A 19263-nucleotide genomic window follows, 5' to 3' on the forward strand; every position below is an offset into this window, starting at 1 on the left:
CGGAACGGGTCCACCCGGTGGATCAGGCCGCGTTCGCGGATGCGACGGAAGATCTCGTCGAACCGGTCCTCGTCAGTCCGGTCAACTCGAACGCGGCGGGTGGGCGCGGCAGAATTTCCGCACGGCCTCATTCACCTGCTCGGGCCGCTCGAGGTTGCTGACGTGGCCGGCGCCCTCGATCACGACGAGCTCGGCGCCCGGGATCGCCTCCTCGAACTGGTGCGCGACGCTCAGCGGCGAGCGCACGTCCAGCTCCCCCCAGATCAGCAGGGTCGGGACGGCGATGCGAGGTAGCAGGTCGCGCTGGTCGGCCTCAGCCATGATGGTGAGCTGGTGCCCGAGGGTCGCGGGGCGGACGTCGGCGGCGATGGCGGCGAGCAGCGGGACGAACTTCGTCGGCGGGTCGCTGGCGAAGAGGCCGGGAAGTGTGGGATCGAAGTCCTCGGGCGGCGCGGCGAGCATCTGGCGGGCGCCGGCGACCCGCTTTCGCACCTCGTCTGCGGGCAGGGAGCCCTTCCAGCCGGCGTAGGTGTCGATCATGATCAGGGTCGCAACCAGCCCGGGATGACGGCGGTAGAGCTCAAGCACCACGGTGCCGCCCCAGGAGAGGCCGGCGATGTGCGCGGGCCCGAGATCAAGCGTCTCGATCAGCGCCGCGAGGCAGTCGGCGAAGTCTGTGAGGCCGAAGCCCTCGGGCAGATCGGAGGACCGGCCAGCCCCCGGCTCGTCCCAGGCGACAACCGTCAACTCGTCGGCCAGGCCAGCAAGCTGGGGTTGCCAAATGCGGCTGTCCTCGGCCGCACCGTGGACAAAGACCACGGGCGGCCCCTCCCCGGCCCGCTCGTAGGCGATATCGAGCCCTCTGGCCTCGATGACCTCCACCGTCGCAGCCTACTCGAGTCAAGCCCCGAGCCCCCTTCTTGCACCCGCCGAGGTCATGCCCGGCCCCGTCACGGCTACACCACCCGACCGGACAACCCTGACCGCCACAATGGCCGCGCGCCGCCGGTCACTGCAGCGGGATCTCGCGGCCGAATTCGTCCTCTGCGCGTGGGCCGAACCAGCGGCGCTCATCCTCGGTGATGGCGAGGTCGTTGATCGAGGCCTCGCGGCGCCGCATGAGGCCGTTCTCGTCGAACTCCCACAGTTCGTTGCCGTAACTTCGGAACCACTCTCCGCCGGCGTTGTGCCATTCGTACTGGAAGCGGACGGCGATGCGATTGCGGCGGAAGCCCCAGAGGCTCTTGCGCAGTACGTAGTCCAGCTCGCGCTCCCACTTGGCCGTGAGGAAGTCGACGATCTGCTCGCGGCCGGTGACGAAGGTGTCACGGTTACGCCACGCCGAGTCGGGTGTGTACGCGAGGCTCACGCGGTGCGGGTCGCGTGTGTTCCACGTGTCCTCGGCGGCCTGTACCTTCTGCGGCGCCGATTCTTCATCGAAGGGCGGGAACGGTGGGCGGCTCTCAGCCATCTCTTATTCCATTAGCCCTAGTGGTGCGTGCTGTGTGCTGGTCGAGCCGTAGGCGGGTTGCGGGGGAGTAGCCCAGGGTTCGCGGGCGCGTAGGGGAAAGCGTGCGCCGGTCTTAGCGTCGAGGTGGAATCGGACGCGCCGGCCGGTGTGGCCGTCGTCGCCGGCGACGCCCGACGCGGTCGTCTCCAGGACGGCCTGTCCGGCCAGGTGCAGGGTGCGGCCGGTGGTGAAGTCGACGAAGAGGAGCGCGGCGGCGGGGTCGACGGCGAGGTTGCCGAGGCTGTTGAACATATTGTTGCCCGGGAAGTCGGGCCACCACAGTGTCTGGTGGTCGTCGACGCGTACGAAGCCCGCCGGACCGCCGCGGTGGGAGGCGTCGTTGCCGCGGCTGGGGTGGGTGGTGCCGAGGAAGAAGGTGTCTGCCGACCGGATCTGGGTGATGTCCTCCTCGGAGAGACGATCCGTGACGGTGCGAGTGCCGGGATCGGGCGTCGCCTCGTCACCATCCTCGCCGGCGGCTGCAGGCGCCGCGAGGATGCGCTGCTGGATGTGCTGAGGGCAGTTGCCGTAGGCCTGCTCGACCTCGACGTTCAGGTCCGTGCGTCCGGCGCCGGCCAGATGGCCGTTGAGGCGGCAGCGGCGTCGTTTGGCGAAGTCGATGGTGATGAGTCCGATGTCCTGTCCGGCGGGCAGACCGAAGAGCGGATCACCGGGCTGCGGCCCTGCGGCGATGTGCAGGTCGCTGCGTCCGGTGACCTCGAGGAACCCTTCGGGACCGGTCACCGGCGTGACCCACAAGTTGCCGATGGCATCGCGGGCGGTCATGACGAGAAACGTCCGCTGTGCGAGGAAGCCGACGATCCCGCCGACGAGTTCGACCGGTTCAAGCATCCGGACCAGGTGACGAGCCTCGGCTCGGACGCCTGCTTGCTGCTGAACCGCGACCTCGCCCTCGTGGTAGCCCGGCGCCGGGCGGCCATCGGTCCGACGTGGCATGCGCCCCTCCTTGACGTTGAGATGAGACGTGCAGAGTGCTCGTCGGGTACTGAGCGGACCTGTCCGAGCGGCCCGGTGACGAACGCGACCCCGTTGTCTGTTGTGTCGGTTCGTCGCCGGACCGTCTCGGGGCCGGGTTGTCTGCTCAGGCGGCGAGGGTGCGCGGGGTCACGACCGGCCAGTCGTTGTCGACCTGGGACAGGATGTTGAAGTAGTTCGTCAGGACGTTGAGCGCGATGTGGCCCACGACCTCACCGATCTCGGCATCGGTGACGCCGGCAGCGCGGGCGGCGGTAAGGGCGGCATCGTCGACGTCGCCCGCGTTCTGCAGGATCGCGTTGGACAGGGCAAGCAGGGCCGCGGTGTGCGGGTCGGCCGACTCCGCCGAGCGGGCTCGGTCGAGCTCGTCGGCGTCGACCTTCGCGATGTTGGCGCCGACGTAGGTGTGGGCCGAGAGGCAGTACTCACAGCCGTTGGCCTCGGCGGTCGCCAGGGCGAGGCGCTCACGCACCGGCGCGGGAATCACGCCACCCCCAAGCGCGCCGTACAGGGCGAGGTAGCCCTGAAGCAATGCCGGGCTGCTGGCCATCACCTTGGTCATGTTCGGCGTCACGCCAAGTGCCCTCTGGACCTCGGCGAGCAGGCCGGCGGCGGCACCGGTGGCGTTCTCGGGCTCGATCTGGGCAATGCGGGGCATGGCTACCTCTCCTCTGACTCTAACGGTTAGAAGCACTTGCTTCCGTTAGACATAGTGCAAGGTGCACTCCGCGATGTCAAACGGCTGAATGAGGCTCGTTCCGTTAGAAGCGGTAGGATGCGGGCATGCCGACCGACACCGCTACGCGCGCGCCGCTCCTGGGCGAGCCCCTGGCGGTGGAGTTCATGAACACCATCTGGGCCGACCGTTCCGGGGTCCACGACGCCCTCACCACCGCCGACGAGGTCGCCGCCTGGCTTCGCGCCTCCCCACAGATTCCCGGTTGCGCGGATGGCGAGCTGCGCCACTGGCTGGCGGCTGCGTCGACACGCGACCTGGAGGAGACCGGGGAACGTCTGCGCGAGCTGCGCGACTCCGTACGGCGCCTCGCCGCGGCCCAAACCTCGGATCGGCGAGAGCGTGCCGCATCGCCAATCGCGGACATCCTTCGAGCCGTCAGCATCGTCAACCACGCCACGGCGCAAGCCCCTCACTGGAGCCGACTCGACTGGCACGACGGCGTCGAGCCCAGTCACGACATCCAGACCGGGTCGAAGACCAGCACGGCGATCACAGCCGGTATCGCAGAGCAGGCGATCCACCTGTTCACCAGCGAGCAGCGTCACGACCTGCGCGCATGCATGGCCCCAGGCTGCGTCCTCTACTTCATCAAGCAGCACCCGCGACGGGAGTGGTGCTCAGCAGCGTGCGGCAACCGCGCCAGAGCCGCACGCCACTACCAACGACACAAGGCAGGCGACCGCACACATTGACACCTCATGCGAGGTCCGCCTTCGGCAGGCCTCCCCACGTGCCGGTCGCCAAGGGTTGGTGGGGCGCGGCGCGCCGAACGCCGCACCCCACAGGTCGTCAGAACCGCTGCCAGGTCTCGCTGGGGTCGCGCTGTCCCACGCCGGGTTTCGAGTAGTCGCACACCCCTAGGTCGAAGGTCTCGAGCAGCCTTGCCCATTGCTCGTCCGACCAGTCCACGTCGTAGTCGTCGCGGCGTGGGAGGGCCAGCCGGCACTTGATCACGTCTGCCGCCACTGACTCGCCGGCCACCTCGCGGGGGAAGGCGGCCGTCGGGTAGAGCTGTTCGCATCGGCTGGCCGGATCTCGGTCCAGTTCCTGGGCGATGAACGCCGGCTGCTGATCACGCGTCCGGCATCCCTCCCGCAACGCGGCGGGCCGGGCGTCCTCGATCTGCTCGATGCGCGAACGACGGGCTTCGGGCAGTCCTGCGAGGTTGGTCAGCCAGTGGTCCATCTGGACGACCGCGTGGCGCACCAACGGGCTGTCGGTGCTGAACAGCCCGTACCGTGCGTCCTCCAGCAGGCTGACGTGGTTGGCCGCCGTCCCGTTCGCCTTCAGCAGCCGCTCCCGCATGGAGAACGTGTGGTAGCGGACGTGGATGTCGCCCCACGAGACGTCGTCGTAGTAGGCGCGGTAGTCGATGATCGGGATGTCGGCCAGACCATCTCCGCCGTTCGTGAGCCGGCCGGTGCGATAGGCGGTCCTGATCGCTCGCAGGTCGCCCTCGGTGCGCTCTGGCACCGCGTTCGCGTCGGCGTCCAGGCCACCGATGCGTTCGTTGAGGTCGAGGAACTGCTCGGGCGTGATGGCGCCGTCGTTCAACGCGTCCAGGCCGTACTGGATGCCGACGTTGTCAAGCGGCCTGCGCGCGAAGCCGGTCGCGGAGTCGGTGCCGTAGACGTTGACGGCGTGGTCGAAGACGCCGCACCGCACGCCCGCCGGGTTGTCCTCCGGGTGGTAACGCAGCGCCGCCGGCACGATGTCACAGTTCTGCCGGGGGTCGATGCGAGCCGCGCCCCGTGACATCGCGGAAACCATCGCGTAGGTCGCGAAGCCGGATGCCGCCCGCTTTTGCTCCTGCGTCCACTCGACGGTGGCGTTCCTCGTGAAGTAGGTCTCCAGTAGTCGGGCGTCGGTGAGGAAGCTGACAGTCGCGAAGCCGACCTCCGGGAACGAGCAGCCGACGACGACGCCGTCGAAGATGCCCGGGTAGTTGTCGGCGATCTGGTGCGCCTGGTAGGAGCCACCCGAGCAGCCGTACCCGATGGTGTGGTCGACCGGGCCGTAGCGCTCGACGAACGTCTCCTTCGTCATCATCGCCGACTCCGCGGCGAGGACGTCGTTGCAGTTGTTCCCGAACACGTTGAGCGACGACGACATGAGCGCGAAACCCCGGCCGAGCAGGAAGTCGTTCGTCACCGTGCCGGTGCTGCTTCCCGAGCGGTACCACCCGCCCGCACACCCGCCGCCCAGCGTGAAGATCGCCCGGCCGTTCCAACCCGCGGGTTGGGCGGTCGGCGCCGGCTCCGGCTCGACCAGCGGGTCGTGCAGGATGGTCGTCTGCACGACAGCCCGGTTGGCGCTCGTCGTCTCCATCCTCACGATGAACGGCACGTCGACTCCCAGCGACGTCGTCGTCCTGGCAAGATCGGACGGGTAGGCGGTAGCGCCGGCAACCCAGCGCCGGTACGTGCCCGTGGTGGTGCGGTAGAAGTAGTCGACCCGCGGTTCGATGGTGCAGTTCTCGTCCAAGGGCTCACCCAACGTGCCGCCGACGACCGGCATGGTGAACGACGCGGTCTCGCACACGAACGGCTGCTGGTGCGGTCCCGAGAGCACCGGCCCTTCCTGCGGGTGGTTCACCAGCGTAAGTGCGGCGCGGGGCCGGTCAGGGACGTCGGCCAGGACCTCGATCTGGTTCTCGCCCAGCTCCAGGTTGCTGACCAGGCCGACGAGTTGCCGCTCGTCGGTCGCCCCGAAAGCGGCGGTGACGTCCTGCTTCTGGTTGAGCCGGACGGTGAGCCGGTCCGGCGGGACGTCCGCGGGTACACCGATGCGTAGGAGGACATCGCCGCCGGTCACCGTGTCGGCGCGGGTGGAGACCGCGCTGATCTCCAGCTCGTCCGGCCCGGCCAGGTCGGGTGCTGCCTCGACAGTGAGGGTCGCGGTCGCCGCACTGCTGCGTTCGCCGTCGCTGACGACGTAGGTGAATGTGTCGACGCCGACGTAGCTCGCCTCGGGCGTGTAGACGAACGAGCCGTCCGGCTCCACCACCACCGTTCCGCGCGCCGGTGGCGCCACAAGACTCGCCGTCAGCGCGCGGCCGCCGGCCGAGGTGTCGTTGGCCAGCAGCCCGGGCGCCTCGACCGGCAAGGCCGTGTCCTGTTCCAGCGTGTAGAAGTCGTCCGTCGCCTCGGGCGCCGGCATCGGCGGACCCTCACCGGGTGCTCGCACGGCCACTTCGTACACCCGGGCCACGTCGAGGCTGTGCTGAGACTTGCCGGTGATGACCAGCCGCACCTTGCTCGCCAGCACGCCACCGTCGGCGGCGACGGCGACGACGGCGTCGGTGTTGCCCGTCACGGCGCCGACCTCGATCCAGGCGTCGTCGGTGTACGCCTCCACGGTGAAGTCGACCAGCACGGTGCCGGCGTAGGGCGTGGGCCAACCGGACCCGCTGTACACGTAGACGGTGCCGATCTCGGTCGGCTCGCCGAAATCGATCGTCAGCGTGGGCGTCTCATCACCGGCCGCCGAGAGCCAACGCGAGCTCTCCGAACACTCACCGTCCACGGCGTTCCCGGCCGCGTAATGCGCCGCGTACGTCGACGATGCCGCCACCGTCGCGCCGACCGCGAGGTGCCCCGTGCACTCGGCGGCCGTGAGAGCCGCCGCCTCGGCGACCGGCGGGGTCACCGGGGTGAGGACCGTCGCGGCCAGGGCTCCGGCGCACACGGCGGCAAGAGAGGGCCTTCGCACATGTTCTCCTTTCATCGTCGGACGGCGAGGACGGCCGCTTGCGTCCTGCGGGGCGCGCCCGCGGACGGCCCGCAGGACGCAGGCGGGTCACGGTCCGGCGGGGTAGGCCAGGTGGACCCTGATGTTGGTCCAGTTGTGCGGACAGGTGGCGTCCTGGCACGTCGACGGGTCATGGGTCCCGACGAGCACCGGGCTCAGATGCCAGGTCTCCCCGTAGTCGTAAGACACCTCGAAGTACGTCGATTCGTCGAGGTTGTCGGCGTCGAACGTGGTCCGGGCGTACATGCCGAAGACGGGCGCGATCGCCTCCCAGCCCGGGCTGAACGACAGCTCGCCGTCGATGATGTACCGCCGGTCATACAGCACCGACGGGTCGGCGCCGACCGGGCCGACGATCAACCACTGAGGGCGCCCGATGAACGAGTTCTGCCCGAGGTCGTTGCTGAGGAACTTCACGTGGTTGGCGGGAACGATTTGGAAGCCGCCGCGGAGGTTCTGGTCCCAGGTGAAGCCCACGTAGGGAGACGTGGAGAAGGTCAGCGCGCCCGGGTGGTTGGTGTCCATCTGCCCGACCTGAGCGAACTCGGTCCCGCCGAATCGGCCGGCGCCCGCCACCCGCTGTACGACGTCCGCGACGTGGCGGGGGGCGCCGTTCTCGTACCCGACCAGGATGCGCCCGTTGCGGGTGTGGGTACGACCGGCGACCGTGTCCCCCGCGGCCCAGTTCTCGAACTCCAGGTAGCTCGGTGATTCTTCGCCGCGGGACACCGGCCGGTTGGCGGTGAAGCGCAGCCGCTGGGGAGGCGCCTTCGTGGGGTCGTCGCGGAAGTGCTCGGCGATCGGTCGCCAACTGCCCTGCTCCTCGTCGTAATACGAGAGCGGGGAGCCGGTGGGCAGAGCGCTGTCACCACCGAAGATCGCAGAACCGCCGGGGATGTCGGTGTAGATCGTGTCGGCCAGCCAATGGCCGTGATCGGCGCCGAGATACCGGTCGGGGCGGATGTTGAGCAGGCTGGTCGTCCAGTCGCGCTGGTCCTCGGCCGGGTCGAAGTCCTCGTAATACGACGGATCGTAGGACTCTTCGGGCCACACCTTGGAGCGCAGGACGTAGACGGAGGTGGCGAGGAGGTGGCCGGCCGTTCCGTCGACAGCGCGCGAGTACCTCGAGGCCCAGAACCCGTCGTTCGCCGCGACGGTGGACGTCGCCGCCCGCTGGACGTTGCCCAGATGGGTGCGAGTGCCGTCGAGCGCCACGTGCTCGATCGCTCCGCCGGTGACGTTCTCGATCTCCACATGGAACTGTTCGATCAGCCTGGGGTGGTTCTCCGGCCAGGCGTGCGGCGGGATGGGGGAGCCGACGACGTTGCTGATGCCAGCCGAGACCCGGCCGGACTGCGCCGGAGCCGCTTCGTCGGCTGGCGACGCCTGTGCCGCGGCCATCGGCACGAGCAACCCGGCGACGGCCGGTGCGATCCACCACCGCCGCGGCCGCCGATGTAGCAGCTGTCTGCCCATAGGATCCTCCTCGATAATGCGCATTATCGCGCGGGCGAATGTCGCCAGTGTTCCGGGGCGAGCAGAAACCTGTCAATAGGTCGGGCTTGACAAATAATGCGCATGACCACGATGGTGTTGCGCATTATCAGCGCCCAGACCCCTCCCGGCGCCATCGACGAACGGAGAAGAGCATGAGGCGACGCGTCACCCTGTGCGTGATGAGCGGTATCGCCGCAGCCACCATGGTGCTGACCGCCTGTGGGTCCGGCGACGGCGCGGCCGGCGGCAATGCGCCCGGCGGTGAGACACTGCGAGTCTGGTTCCCGGGCAACCTCAGCAACGAGATCGAATGGGTGGAGAACGAGCTCGTGCCCGCCTTCGAGGGCGAGCACGACATCGACGTTCAGGTCGAGTTCGTCGACTGGGGCGACCTGTCCACCCGCCTCTCGACCGCGTTCGCCGGTGGGACCGCTCCCGACGTGTTCGGTCACGGCACCGCCGCCACAGCGGGCTTCGCGGCCAACGGCCGGGTGATCGCGCTCGACGACTACCTCGCCGACCTGCCCGCCGAGGACATCGCCGACATGACCTTCCTCGACCACGGGAAGATCGACGGCCAGCAGTTCATCATGCCGCTGCGCGGGTTCGGGTACCTCCTGGCCTACCGCACCGACCTGTTCGAGGAGGCGGGGCTCGATCCGTTCGCCTCCCCGCAGACATGGGACGACCTGCGAGCCGCCGCCGAGCAGCTGACCGTCCGCGACGGCGACCGCATCGAGCGGGCCGGAGTGATCCTGCCGGCCGACAACCCCACGAGCATGACCCAGGCGTTCGCCACCTTCCTGTTCCAGGCCGGCGGCAGCTTTCTCGACGAGAGCGGCGCGAAGGTCACCTGGAACTCCCCGGAAGGCAAGGAGGCGCTGAACTTCCTCACGGAACTCTATGCGGGACCGGACGCCGTCGCCGACGGGCTCGGCGAGCCGACCAGCGGCGCGGGCGCGCAGCATCCCCTGGTCACCGGCCGCGCGGCGATGTCCCTGATCGACGACGCGACCCTCAAGAGCATCTACGAGCAGGCGCCTGACGTCGCCGAGTCGATCCAGGTGAGCGCACCGCTGGGCGAGGCCGTCACCGCGTCGTTCGGTGGAGCCGGCAACGGACTGTTCATCAGCGCCGACTCCAAGATGCAGGACGAGGCCTGGGCGTTCATCGAGTTCCTGCTCGAGCCGGAGAACGCCAAGGCCTACGTCGAGGTCGTCGGCGGTATTCCGGCGAGGTCGTCTCTCGCCGAAGACCCCGACATCGCCGCCACGCCGTACCTCAAGCCGTACGTCGACGCCGTCGCACAGTTCCGGGGCAACCCCAATGTCGAACTCTGGACGCAACTGCGTGACATCCTGTCCGCGCAGGTCGAGCGCGCACTTCGCGGGGTGACGTCGGCTGACGAGGCCCTCGACGCCTCGGCGGCCGAAGCCACCGCCCTGCTCGAGCAGGGCTGACCGGGCCGACGGGACAGCAGACGCCCATGGTCACGCAGACCCGACAGAGACCGGTGACACGCGCACCCGCGGCGCCCGGCAGGCGACAGAGCTTGCGCTCCGCGCAGCGGACATCGGGGTGGATCCTCGTGCTCCCCGCCGTGGCAGCGCTCGTCGTCGTCACCCTCCTCCCGATCGCGTACGGCTTCTACCTCAGCCTCACCTCGTACAACCCGGTCGAGCGTGGCGGGCCGAGGTTCCACGGCCTGGACGGCTACGTCGCCGTCCTGTCGTCCGGCCAGTTCTGGCAGGCGGTTCTGGTCACCATCCAGTACGCCGCCGGGACGCTCATCCTCACCGTGCCGGCCGCGCTCGGCTTGGCGTTGCTGGTGAACGGCCGGTTTCCGGGCGTCGCCCTGTTCCGGTCGATGCTGTTCCTGCCGCGTGTGGTCTCGCTGGTCGCGGTGAGCATGATCTGGCTGTGGCTGTACTCGCGGGACGGGCTGTTCAACTACGTGCTCGATCTCGTCGGGCTTCCCCCGGTGAGCTTCCTGACCGACGAGGACACCGCGCTGCTTTCGTTGATCCTCATGCGGGCGTGGAAGGCACTCGGCGGGGGGATGATCATCTTCTTGGCCGGCCTGCAGGCGATCCCGAAGGATCTCCTCGAGGCCGCCGCCGTGGACGGCTGCGGGCGGTGGCGGCAGTTCCGGCACGTCACCCTGCCGCTCCTGGTGCCCATCACCATCTACGTCGTCGTCGTGGACGTGATCTACCTGGCCCAGTCGTTCTCCGAGATCTACATCCTGACCTCAGGTGGCCCACTGTCGTCCACGACGGTCGTCAACATGCTCATCTACAAGGAGGCGTTCGAGAACTACCGGCTCGGCCATGCGAGCGCGATGGCGTTCCTGTTGTTCTGCCTCATCTTCGCCCTCGCCTACCTCAACATCCGCGTGCTCTCCCGAGGAGGCCGCCGATGAGTCTCGCAACGGCCGGTCGCGACCGGATGGTCGCCGATCGGGCTAGGCCGCATCGCGGCCCCGCCCGCTGGCGGCGTACCGCGCTCACCGGGATGGCGACACTGCTGGTGGTCACGCCGTTCCTGTGGATGCTGTCGCTGGCGTTCAAGCCGCCGACGGAGGTGTTCACCTATCCGCCCCGGCTGCTTCCGCAGCAGCCGACCCTGGACAACTTCGTGTACGTCTGGGAGACCACCAACATCCCGGTGGCGCTGACGAACAGCCTGGTGGTGTCGTTCCTCACCGTCCTCGTGAACTGCCTCGTCGCGACGGCGGCGGGGTACGCCTTCGCGCGGGTCGACTTCGGCGGATCGAAGCTGCTCTTCATCCTCGTGCTGGGCAGCGCGATGGTACCCGCCGTCGTCCAGCTCATCCCGTTGTTCCTCGTCACCCGGCACTTCCCACTTGCCGGTGGGAACGACATCCTCGGTCAGGGCGGAACGGGTCTGCTCGACACGCATGCCGGGCTGCTCCTGCCTCTGCTGGTGCAACCGCTGAACGTCTTCCTGGCGCGCCAGTACTTCCTCGACATGCCGGATGAGCTGGCCGATGCCGCACGCGTCGACGGTGCCGGGGAGCTTCGGATCTTCTGGCGCATCTACCTGCCATTGGGCAAACCGATCGTGGCGACCATCGCCGTACTGTCGTTCACCGGCGCGTGGGAGGACTTCCTCTGGCCATTGGTGGTCGTGTCCTCACCCGACATGCAGACGTTGCCGCTGGCCCTGAGCTCGTTCGCCGCCAGCGGAGTCGTCCAGTACGGCCCGCTGATGGCGAGCACCGTCATCGCCATCGTGCCGGCCCTGCTGATCTTCCTCGCCGGGCAGCGACACTTCGTGCACGGGCTGGGCTCTGGTGGGGTGAAGGGATGACGCGCAACACGACGTTCACCGTCGCCCTGCTTCCCCTCGACGACCGGCCGGTCAACACGAGTCACGTCGCCGCCCTCGTCCGGGCGGGCGGTGCCCGCCTCCTCCTCCCGCCGGCGGCGTTGCTACCGAGCAAGGGCGTGCCCGGCGACACCGACCGCCTGGCCGGCTGGCTCGTGGACGCCGCGGGTGAGAGCGATGCCCTGGTGGTCAGCGTCAACCAGCTCGCGTACGGCGGCTACGTCGCCTCGCGGCGTACCACGCACCGGGTGGATCACGCTTTCGCCGCACTCGACATCCTCAGGGGCATCCGAGCGGACCATCGACAGCTCCCCATCGCCGCGTACGTCACCGTCATGCGAACCAAGGACGCCGATGACGCCGGGGCGGAGCCGGAGTACTGGGCACGGCACGGACGGCAGTTCTTCACGCTCTCCGGGGAGCTCTGGCGCGCCGAGCACGGCCAGGAGTCAAGGGTCGAGCAGGCCGTGGCGCCGATCCCCCGCGCACATGTCACGGACTTCTTCGCGCGGCGGCTGCGCCAGCACGCTCTCCACCTCGGCTGTCTGGACCTGGTGGTCGACGGCGTCGTGGATCGGATGGCGATCGCCGTGGAGGACAGCGCCGTCGAAGGGGTGTCGACCAGTGAACGGGAATGGCTGCAGGCATGGGTCCGGCGGCTCGGGCTGGGCGACCGGGTCCGGTGCTACCCGGGCGCCGACGAGGTGGCGGCAGTCCTCACCACGCGTGCTCTGCTGGAGCATGCCGGTCGGCAACCCAATGTCGCCGTGGTCTGCGCCGACGAGAGTGGCCTCGACCGCGTGGCCCGGTACGAGGACGTGCCTGTCCGGCAGACGATCGCCGACCAGCTCAGCATGGCGGGCGTGGCGGTGACCGGCGACGTCGCCGCGGCCGACCTGGTCCTCGCCGTGCATCCACCGCACCACGACGCGCGGGACTGGTACCGCTGGCCGCTGCCGGACGGTCAGCCGGAAACTGCCGGTGCCGCTCGGCTCGCGGCACGGGTGCACGAGTTGGTGACGGCCGGCCGCCCGGTGACCGTCGCCGACGTCGCCGACGCGAACGGCGCCGATCCCAGCCTCGTCGCGGCCCTCCGAAGCCGGGGCGTGCTGGACCGGCTGGCCGGCTACGCGGGATGGAACACGGCCGGCAACACGATCGGCAGCGCGATCGCCCAGGGCAGCATGCGGCTGCTCACGACCTGCCCCGAGCAACTGGCCGAGCATTCCAGGACCGTGGCCCATCGCTTCCTGGAGGACTGGGGCTACCAGTCGTCCGCGCGCGGGACGGTCCTTGCCTCCGCCAACGCCGCCGACACGGCCGACCCGCTCCAGGCCGCGATGGTCCCGCTGCAGGCTGCGACCGTCGCCGGACTGCTCGCCGACCGGCTGGCCGACCTCGGCCCGCTGGCCCGCCGTTTCCGTCTCGTGCCGCACAGCGTGCGCTTCCCATGGGATCGTCCCTTCGAGATCGACTTCGAGTTGAAACAGCGGGCAGATTGGGTTGATCCTCAGTGACCGAGCAGTACAGACGGCGGATACGCCAGTCGGACATCGCGAAGCTGGCGGGTGTCTCGCAGACCACCGTCTCCCTGGTCATCAACGGCAGAGAGTCGGAGACTGTCCGCATCCCGGCCGAGACCAGAGAGCGCGTGCTCGAGGTGGCGCGGATGCTCGGCTACGTCGCCGATCCAGTGGCGCGCAGTCTTGCCGGCGGGGTGAACCGGCTGATCGGCGTCTACACGTTCGAGTCGATGTTCCCGATGGACCACCACGACTTCTACCACCCGTTCCTCGTCGGCATCGAGGCACAGGCCGAGACCCGTGGCTACGACCTGGTGCTGTTCACCAGCGCGACGGGTACCGACGGCGGCAGATCCATCTACCGCGACGGCGTCAACCGGCTCCGGCTCGCCGACGGCTGCGTGCTGCTGGGCAAGGAGACCAACCGAGACGACATCGCCCACCTACGCGACGAGGGATTCAGCTTCACGCTCGTCGGACGCCGCGATATCCCCGGTGACGACATCAGCTACGTCACAGCCGACTACGCGGCGGCGACCGAGCAGGTGGTGGACCACCTGGTCGAGCTGGGGCACCGGCGCATCGCCTACCTTCCCGCCGCGGTTCCGAGCGAGCCGGCGGACGACCGCGACCACGGTTTCCACGCCGCTCGCGCCCGCCACGATCTGGAGGTGGCGGACCTCGTCGGGCCGGTGACCAAGGAGGTCGGGATCTCCACCGGCGAGGTGCGGGCACTGCTCGATGCGGGTGCGTCCGCCTTCCTCGCCCACGAGTCGGTGGTCGCGCTGCAGGTGATCCAGATCCTCCAGGAGCTTGGGCTGGACGTGCCGGGCGATCGTTCGGTGGCGGCACTCAACGACCCGCCCGACGGCGTGCCCGGCCCGTCGCTGACCTGCTTTCGCATTCCCCGCCGTGAGCTCGGATCGCTCGCCGTCGATCTGCTGATCAGCCAGATCGAGGCACCGGATGCGGCCGAACCGCGGACCGTGACCTTGCCGTGCACGTTCGTCGCTGGACAGACCAGCGGCCCACATTCAGAGAACAGGAGTCGTCAGTGACGATTGGCCGGGTGGACGTCTTGGTGGCCGGTGGCGGGCTGGGTGGGGTCGCCGCCGCACTCGCAGCCGCACGCAGCGGCGCGAATGTGCTCCTGCTCGAGGAGACACCGTGGTTGGGCGGCCAGCTCACCACGCAGCTCGTGCCGCCGGACGAACACCCGTGGATCGAGTCGTTCGGCTGCACGGCGAGCTACCGGAGTCTGCGCGACGGCATCCGTGACTACTACCGCCGCTGGTATCCGCTCCGGTCGGCGTCGCGAGACGCCCGCCATCTCAACCCCGGCGCTGGGCGCGTGGGCCCGCTGTGCCACGAGCCGCGGGTGGCGCTGGCCGTCATCGACGGTCTCCTCGCGCCGTGGCAGGCCTCTGGGACGGTCACGGTGCTGCGCCGGCACATCGTCGTGGGTGCGCATACCAGCGGGGACCACGTCGACGCCGTCGATGTCCGCGACCTGGAGACCGGACGGGAGTTCAGCGTGACCGCCCGCTTCGTGCTCGACGCCACGGAGACCGGCGACCTGCTGCCGTTGACCGGGACCGAACACGTCATGGGGACGGAGTCGCGGTCCGACACCGGCGAGCCGCACGCCGCCGACGAGGCACGCCCGCTCAACCAGCAGGCGGTATCGGTGTGCTTCGCCGTCTCCCACCACGAGGGCGAGGACCACACCATCGACAAGCCGGACGACTACGCCGCCTGGCGCGACCACGCGCCTCCGTTCTGGCACGGGGCCCAGTTCGGGTGGGTGGCCCCGCACCCGCACACACTGGAGCCACGCCGCTACGCCTTCGCGCCGAACCCCGACGACGAGCCGGCGGCCATCGTCGCCGACCAGAGCAAGGACCCCGGCTCGGACGAGCTGTGGACGTTCCGGCGCATCCTGGCCAGGAACCACTTCCAGCCGGGCGCCTTCGGCAGCGACATCACCGCCGTCAACTGGCCGATGATCGACTACCTCGGTGGTCCGATCATCGGCGGCACGCAGGAGCGGAACGCGGCGCACGTGGCCGCGGCACGCGCCCAGAGCCTGAGCTTCCTGTACTGGCTGCAGGTCGAGGCGCCGCGCCCGGACGGCGGAACGGGATGGCCCGGCCTGAAGCTGCGGCCCGACGTCGCCGGGACCGCCGACGGCCTGGCGATGAAGCCGTACGTGCGCGAGTCCCGGCGCATCCGGGGACAGTACCGAATCGTCGAGCAGGACCTGGCTGTCGCGGTCCGCGACGCAGGACCGGTGAGCTACGCCGACAGCGTGGGCGTCGGCTCCTATCGGATCGACCTGCACCCCTCCACCGGAGGCGACAACTACATCGACATCCCCGCGTGGCCGTTCCAGATACCGCTACGGGCGCTGGTGCCTCAGCGGATTCGCAATCTGCTCGCGGCCGGGAAGAGCGTCAGCACCACCCACATCACCAACGGCTGCTATCGCCTGCACCCGGTGGAATGGACCGTCGGCGAGGCGGCCGGACTGCTCGCCGCGTTCTGTGTCCACCGACGCCTGGAACCGCACCAGGTCACGGGCACCCCCGACCTGGTCGCGCAGCTGCAGGACCGGATGCTCGCCGATGGCATGGAACTGGCCTGGCCGGACGTCGGCTACTACTGACCGCCACGCACGCTGAAATGAGACGCCGCATGAAGCTGCCCGAATCGCGTCCAGCGATCTTCATCAGCCTCCCCCGCAACGAACGCCGGCTGGCCGAACAGGCGCGCCAGGCCGGCGCCGACGGGTTGAAGGTCCACATCAATGTCCGGCACCGTGCTTCCGGGACCACCTTCGGCTCCCTCGCCGACGAGCGGTCGCGGCTCGAGGAGATTCTCGCCGTCGGGCTGCCGACCGGACTGGTCACCGGTGCCGGCGGCACCGTGTCCGCCGACGAGACCGTGGCCGCGACAGCGATGGGGTTCGACTACTTCGACGTGTACGCCGACGACGCCCCACCCGACTATGTGCGTGCATGCGGCGCCGTCACTCCGATGGTCGCCCTGGGGCCGGGCGACGGGAAGGAGCAGGCGCGCGCTCTGGTGGAGCGGGGCGTCCGCGCCCTGGAACTGTCGACGTTGGAACCGGAGCGCTACCGCAGCCGACTGTCGCTGGCGACGCTGGCGCGACTCGAGTCGGTCACGGCAGCCGTGGACGTGCCGGTCGTGGTGCCGAGCCAGCATGCGCTCGTCCCGTCGGACGTGGCGCTACTCGCGGACGCCGGCGCCGCCGCGGTGCTTCTGGGCGCGGTCGTGGTCGGCGACGATCTCGACGACTTCGCTCGGCGTATCGCTCCCTTCGTCGCCTCGGCGCGCGGCCACGGCTGATTACCATCAGCGGTCCGCCCAGACCTGGGTGCCGGATCCCCAGGACGTATACCCGGGCCGCGGGATAGCCTCCGCGGCTGCGGCCAGCGTCCTCGAACGCTGGAAATGAATCATGGTCGTAGGGTGGTTCTTCGACCTCGTTCCGACGATCGGCACGCTGACTGACCTGCTGGTGCCGCGGTGGTGTCCTGGCTCAACACATCGGAACGGGGTGTCTCACGACATCGGAATGGGATGTGTCGGATCATCGGCATGGCGTGATCCCTGCCGGGCCCTCGGGTCGGACTCTGGCCGGTGTCGAAGCGCGGACTGGTCATCACCGCCGTCCTCGCAGGATGCTCACAGAGCGAGGTTGCCCGCACCTACGGCGTCTCCCAGGGCTGGATGAGCAGGCTCATGGCTCCTGGTACCGCGTCACTGAAAGTCCGATCCGCCACGGGCGTGTCTGTGCCGGTAGGACGGGTGGGACTCGAACCCACGACACAGGTGTTGGCCGCCGTTGTCGATGACGATGGGTCGTCGTTGACGTTGACGACCAGGTGTGGACAATCGGTCCGGTGTCGGATGGGTCGCACACTGCGACGACGACCGGCACGCTTGATCATGGAGAAGGTCGCCTTTGGAGTCGCGGGAAGCCCGACCTTCTCCATGATCAACTCGGTGAGGGAGGGTGTGAGCCGGCCATGGGGGGCAGGTCATTCCAGGCGCTGCCCGCCGGGGCGGCTCGCATCCCTGCCGGCGCCGGTGATGGCCGCGGAGGTGTTGACATGAGCGCCAACAGTTGGCGCTGGTGTCAACACGCCCGTTGTGATCGGTGCCCGGCCCGGGCCGGCCCAGCGTCGCGGGGGCGGCCGACGCCGTGACGACGGCGATGTCGCCGCGCCGATCACACGACCGCGCCCGTGACCGCCAGATCCTCGTGATCAGTGACGCCATCATCGGCGTTTTCAATGGCGGCTAACACCCAGGGATTATGAGAAGTCCCGACTGGGGCCCACCTGGCCACTACCAGCAACTATGTCATCGGCTCCCGTTGCCTTGGCAGCTCTGAGCAACACCATCCACACCATTTCGTGTCACGAACCGTGCCACGGCCCCACTGGCCCCTGAACTGGGCACATGCGACCGCGAGCGCTGTCTGCAACAGCACGGCGCGGAGGTCGGCCCGTTCCCTTCAGCCTGGCTGTGTACCGTCCTCCAGGAAGGGCAGGTCAATGTCTCATGGCTCACGCTGCGCCGCAGCGGCAATGGCTGGTCGATCGGCCCGACAGGGCTCGACCTCTATGACGGAGTCGCGGGGATTGCTCTGTTCCTTGCGCACTACGGCCGGCTCACCGGCGACCAATTGGCATTGGAACTGGCCGCGCGAGGCGCCAGCAGCGTGCTGAGCGGCCTCGGTGCCGGCGCCGTCCGTTCGTTAGGCGGGTTCGAGGGTTGGGGCGGAGCTCTCTACGCGCTGTCGAGCATGTCGACCCTGCTCCAGGATCCGAGCATTCTGCAGCGGCTGGACGACCTGGTGCGGGGCACCGAATTCGATGTCGAGAGCGACGTGGCTTACGACATCATCGGTGGTGCAACTGGTCTCATCGCCGGTTTGCTCGCTCGGCACGGCATCGAGCCGTCTGACGAGGCTGTGCGTCTGGCAGTGCGATGCGGCGAGCACCTGGTTCGGAGCGCGACGCGCCAGGCGGTGGGTGCAGGCTGGGTCAACCGCCGGATAGGGACGACACCACTGACCGGGTTCGCGCACGGCGCAGCCGGCGCTTCGTGGGCGCTCTCGCGACTGTCGGCTGTGACGGGCTTGGAGTCGTTCGGCGCCGCAACGCAGGATGCGCTCGCGTTCGAGCGGTCGGTGTTTGCGCCGACCGCCAGCAACTGGCCCGACCTGCGAGATTCCGCGCGAGCGAGCGACGGCAAGACGAGGTTCTCGGTGTCGTGGTGCCACGGCGCGCCCGGCGTCGGCATCGCCCGCCTCGGCATGCGGATGAGCGGCGACCTCGACCCCGTCCTCGATACGGAGATCCGCGCCGCGGTCGCTGCCACCGTCCGTGCCGGCTTGCACGGCAACCACTCGCTGTGCCACGGCGCGCTCGGGAACGCCGAGTTCCTCAGGCTCGCGGCGATGCACCTCAGCGACCCCGCACTCGCGCAGCGCTGCGAGGACGCGGCAACAGTTGTCGCGCGCATGGCGCTCGCCGGCCGGGTGCGAACGGGAGTCTCGCGGGAGGTGGGAGTCCCCGGGCTGATGACCGGTCTAGCGGGCATCGGCCTGGCGCTGCTGCGCCACGCCGAGCCCTTGGCGGTGCCCTGCGTGCTGACGCTCGAGCCGCCGCGACCGCGGGCGTGACCACGTACTCCACCACCGCGTTGACGTCTTTGCTGGTAGGGCGGGCGGGACTCGAACCCACGACCCAGGGATCATGAGAAGTCCGACGCGAGTCCCTGACGCATCTGCCAGCAACTTTGTCCCCATGTCGTCGATCTTGGCGTTTACCGGGCAACAGATGCGCCACCATCCCGCCCACCGA

The 19263-nt window shown here is 69.1% G+C and carries 15 protein-coding genes; 9 read left to right on the forward strand and 6 right to left on the reverse strand.

Annotation, left to right across the window (positions count from 1 at the left end; translation table 11 throughout):
* Positions 1-81 precede the first annotated feature (81 nt).
* From E1262_RS08260 to E1262_RS08275, 4 genes are all read right to left on the reverse strand, one after another.
* Positions 82-882 (reverse strand): alpha/beta fold hydrolase, encoded by an 801-nt coding sequence (locus E1262_RS08260; RefSeq protein ID WP_132102660.1) that lies wholly within the window; start codon positions 880-882, stop codon positions 82-84.
* Positions 883-1009: 127 nt separating this feature from the next.
* Positions 1010-1471, reverse strand: a complete 462-nt coding sequence (locus E1262_RS08265; RefSeq protein ID WP_132102661.1) for a nuclear transport factor 2 family protein — start codon at positions 1469-1471, stop codon at positions 1010-1012.
* A gap of 3 nt (positions 1472-1474) precedes the next feature.
* The gene (locus E1262_RS08270) at positions 1475-2467 is read right to left on the reverse strand and encodes a pyridoxamine 5'-phosphate oxidase family protein (RefSeq protein ID WP_132102662.1); all 993 of its coding nucleotides are present in this window, start codon (positions 2465-2467) and stop codon (positions 1475-1477) included.
* A 145-nt stretch (positions 2468-2612) separates the two neighbouring features.
* Positions 2613-3164, reverse strand: a complete 552-nt coding sequence (locus tag E1262_RS08275; RefSeq protein WP_132102663.1) for a carboxymuconolactone decarboxylase family protein — start codon at positions 3162-3164, stop codon at positions 2613-2615.
* Between the two features lie 125 nt (positions 3165-3289).
* Between E1262_RS08275 and E1262_RS08280 the strand changes: the two genes are divergently transcribed.
* Positions 3290-3937, forward strand: coding sequence for a CGNR zinc finger domain-containing protein (locus E1262_RS08280; protein WP_132102664.1), 648 nt, complete (start codon positions 3290-3292; stop codon positions 3935-3937).
* A gap of 97 nt (positions 3938-4034) precedes the next feature.
* Here the strand turns inward: E1262_RS08280 and E1262_RS08285 are convergent, their stop codons facing one another.
* Together E1262_RS08285 and E1262_RS08290 are read right to left on the reverse strand one after the other, a co-directional pair.
* On the reverse strand, positions 4035-6956 hold the full coding sequence (locus tag E1262_RS08285; RefSeq protein WP_162605816.1) for a DUF6351 family protein: 2922 nt from the start codon (positions 6954-6956) through the stop codon (positions 4035-4037).
* 87 nt (positions 6957-7043) lie between these two features.
* Positions 7044-8471 (reverse strand): hypothetical protein, encoded by a 1428-nt coding sequence (locus tag E1262_RS08290; RefSeq protein WP_132102666.1) that lies wholly within the window; start codon positions 8469-8471, stop codon positions 7044-7046.
* Positions 8472-8644: 173 nt separating this feature from the next.
* Between E1262_RS08290 and E1262_RS08295 the strand changes: the two genes are divergently transcribed.
* The 8 genes from E1262_RS08295 (at position 8645) to lanM (ending at position 19082) form a co-directional block, all read left to right on the forward strand.
* Entirely contained in the window at positions 8645-9952 is a 1308-nt protein-coding gene (locus E1262_RS08295; RefSeq protein WP_162605817.1) for an ABC transporter substrate-binding protein, read from the forward strand.
* Positions 9953-10080: 128 nt separating this feature from the next.
* Entirely contained in the window at positions 10081-10914 is an 834-nt protein-coding gene (locus tag E1262_RS08300) for a carbohydrate ABC transporter permease (protein WP_162605818.1), read from the forward strand.
* Positions 10911-11825 carry a carbohydrate ABC transporter permease gene (locus tag E1262_RS08305; protein ID WP_132102669.1) on the forward strand — a complete coding sequence of 305 codons (915 nt, stop codon included), beginning with the start codon at positions 10911-10913 and terminating at the stop codon, positions 11823-11825. Before E1262_RS08300 ends, E1262_RS08305 begins: the two co-directional genes overlap by 4 nt.
* Complete coding sequence (locus tag E1262_RS08310) at positions 11822-13360, forward strand: DUF4127 family protein (RefSeq protein WP_132102670.1); 1539 nt, start codon at positions 11822-11824, stop codon at positions 13358-13360. The genes E1262_RS08305 and E1262_RS08310 overlap by 4 nt, the downstream gene beginning before the upstream one ends.
* A complete protein-coding gene (locus E1262_RS08315) occupies positions 13357-14424 on the forward strand; it encodes a LacI family DNA-binding transcriptional regulator (protein WP_132102671.1) in 1068 nt (355 codons plus the stop codon). The genes E1262_RS08310 and E1262_RS08315 overlap by 4 nt, the downstream gene beginning before the upstream one ends.
* A gap of 11 nt (positions 14425-14435) precedes the next feature.
* On the forward strand, positions 14436-16031 hold the full coding sequence (locus tag E1262_RS08320) for an FAD-dependent oxidoreductase (protein ID WP_203453682.1): 1596 nt from the start codon (positions 14436-14438) through the stop codon (positions 16029-16031).
* Between the two features lie 29 nt (positions 16032-16060).
* Positions 16061-16735 carry a beta/alpha barrel domain-containing protein gene (locus tag E1262_RS08325; protein ID WP_132102673.1) on the forward strand — a complete coding sequence of 225 codons (675 nt, stop codon included), beginning with the start codon at positions 16061-16063 and terminating at the stop codon, positions 16733-16735.
* A 1183-nt stretch (positions 16736-17918) separates the two neighbouring features.
* Positions 17919-19082 carry a type 2 lanthipeptide synthetase LanM gene (gene lanM / locus E1262_RS08335; RefSeq protein WP_275261682.1) on the forward strand — a complete coding sequence of 388 codons (1164 nt, stop codon included), beginning with the start codon at positions 17919-17921 and terminating at the stop codon, positions 19080-19082.
* Positions 19083-19263: the final 181 nt, after the last annotated feature.

It is taken from the genome of Jiangella aurantiaca (assembly GCF_004349105.1).
GTDB classification, from domain to species: Bacteria; Actinomycetota; Actinomycetes; order Jiangellales; family Jiangellaceae; genus Jiangella; species Jiangella aurantiaca.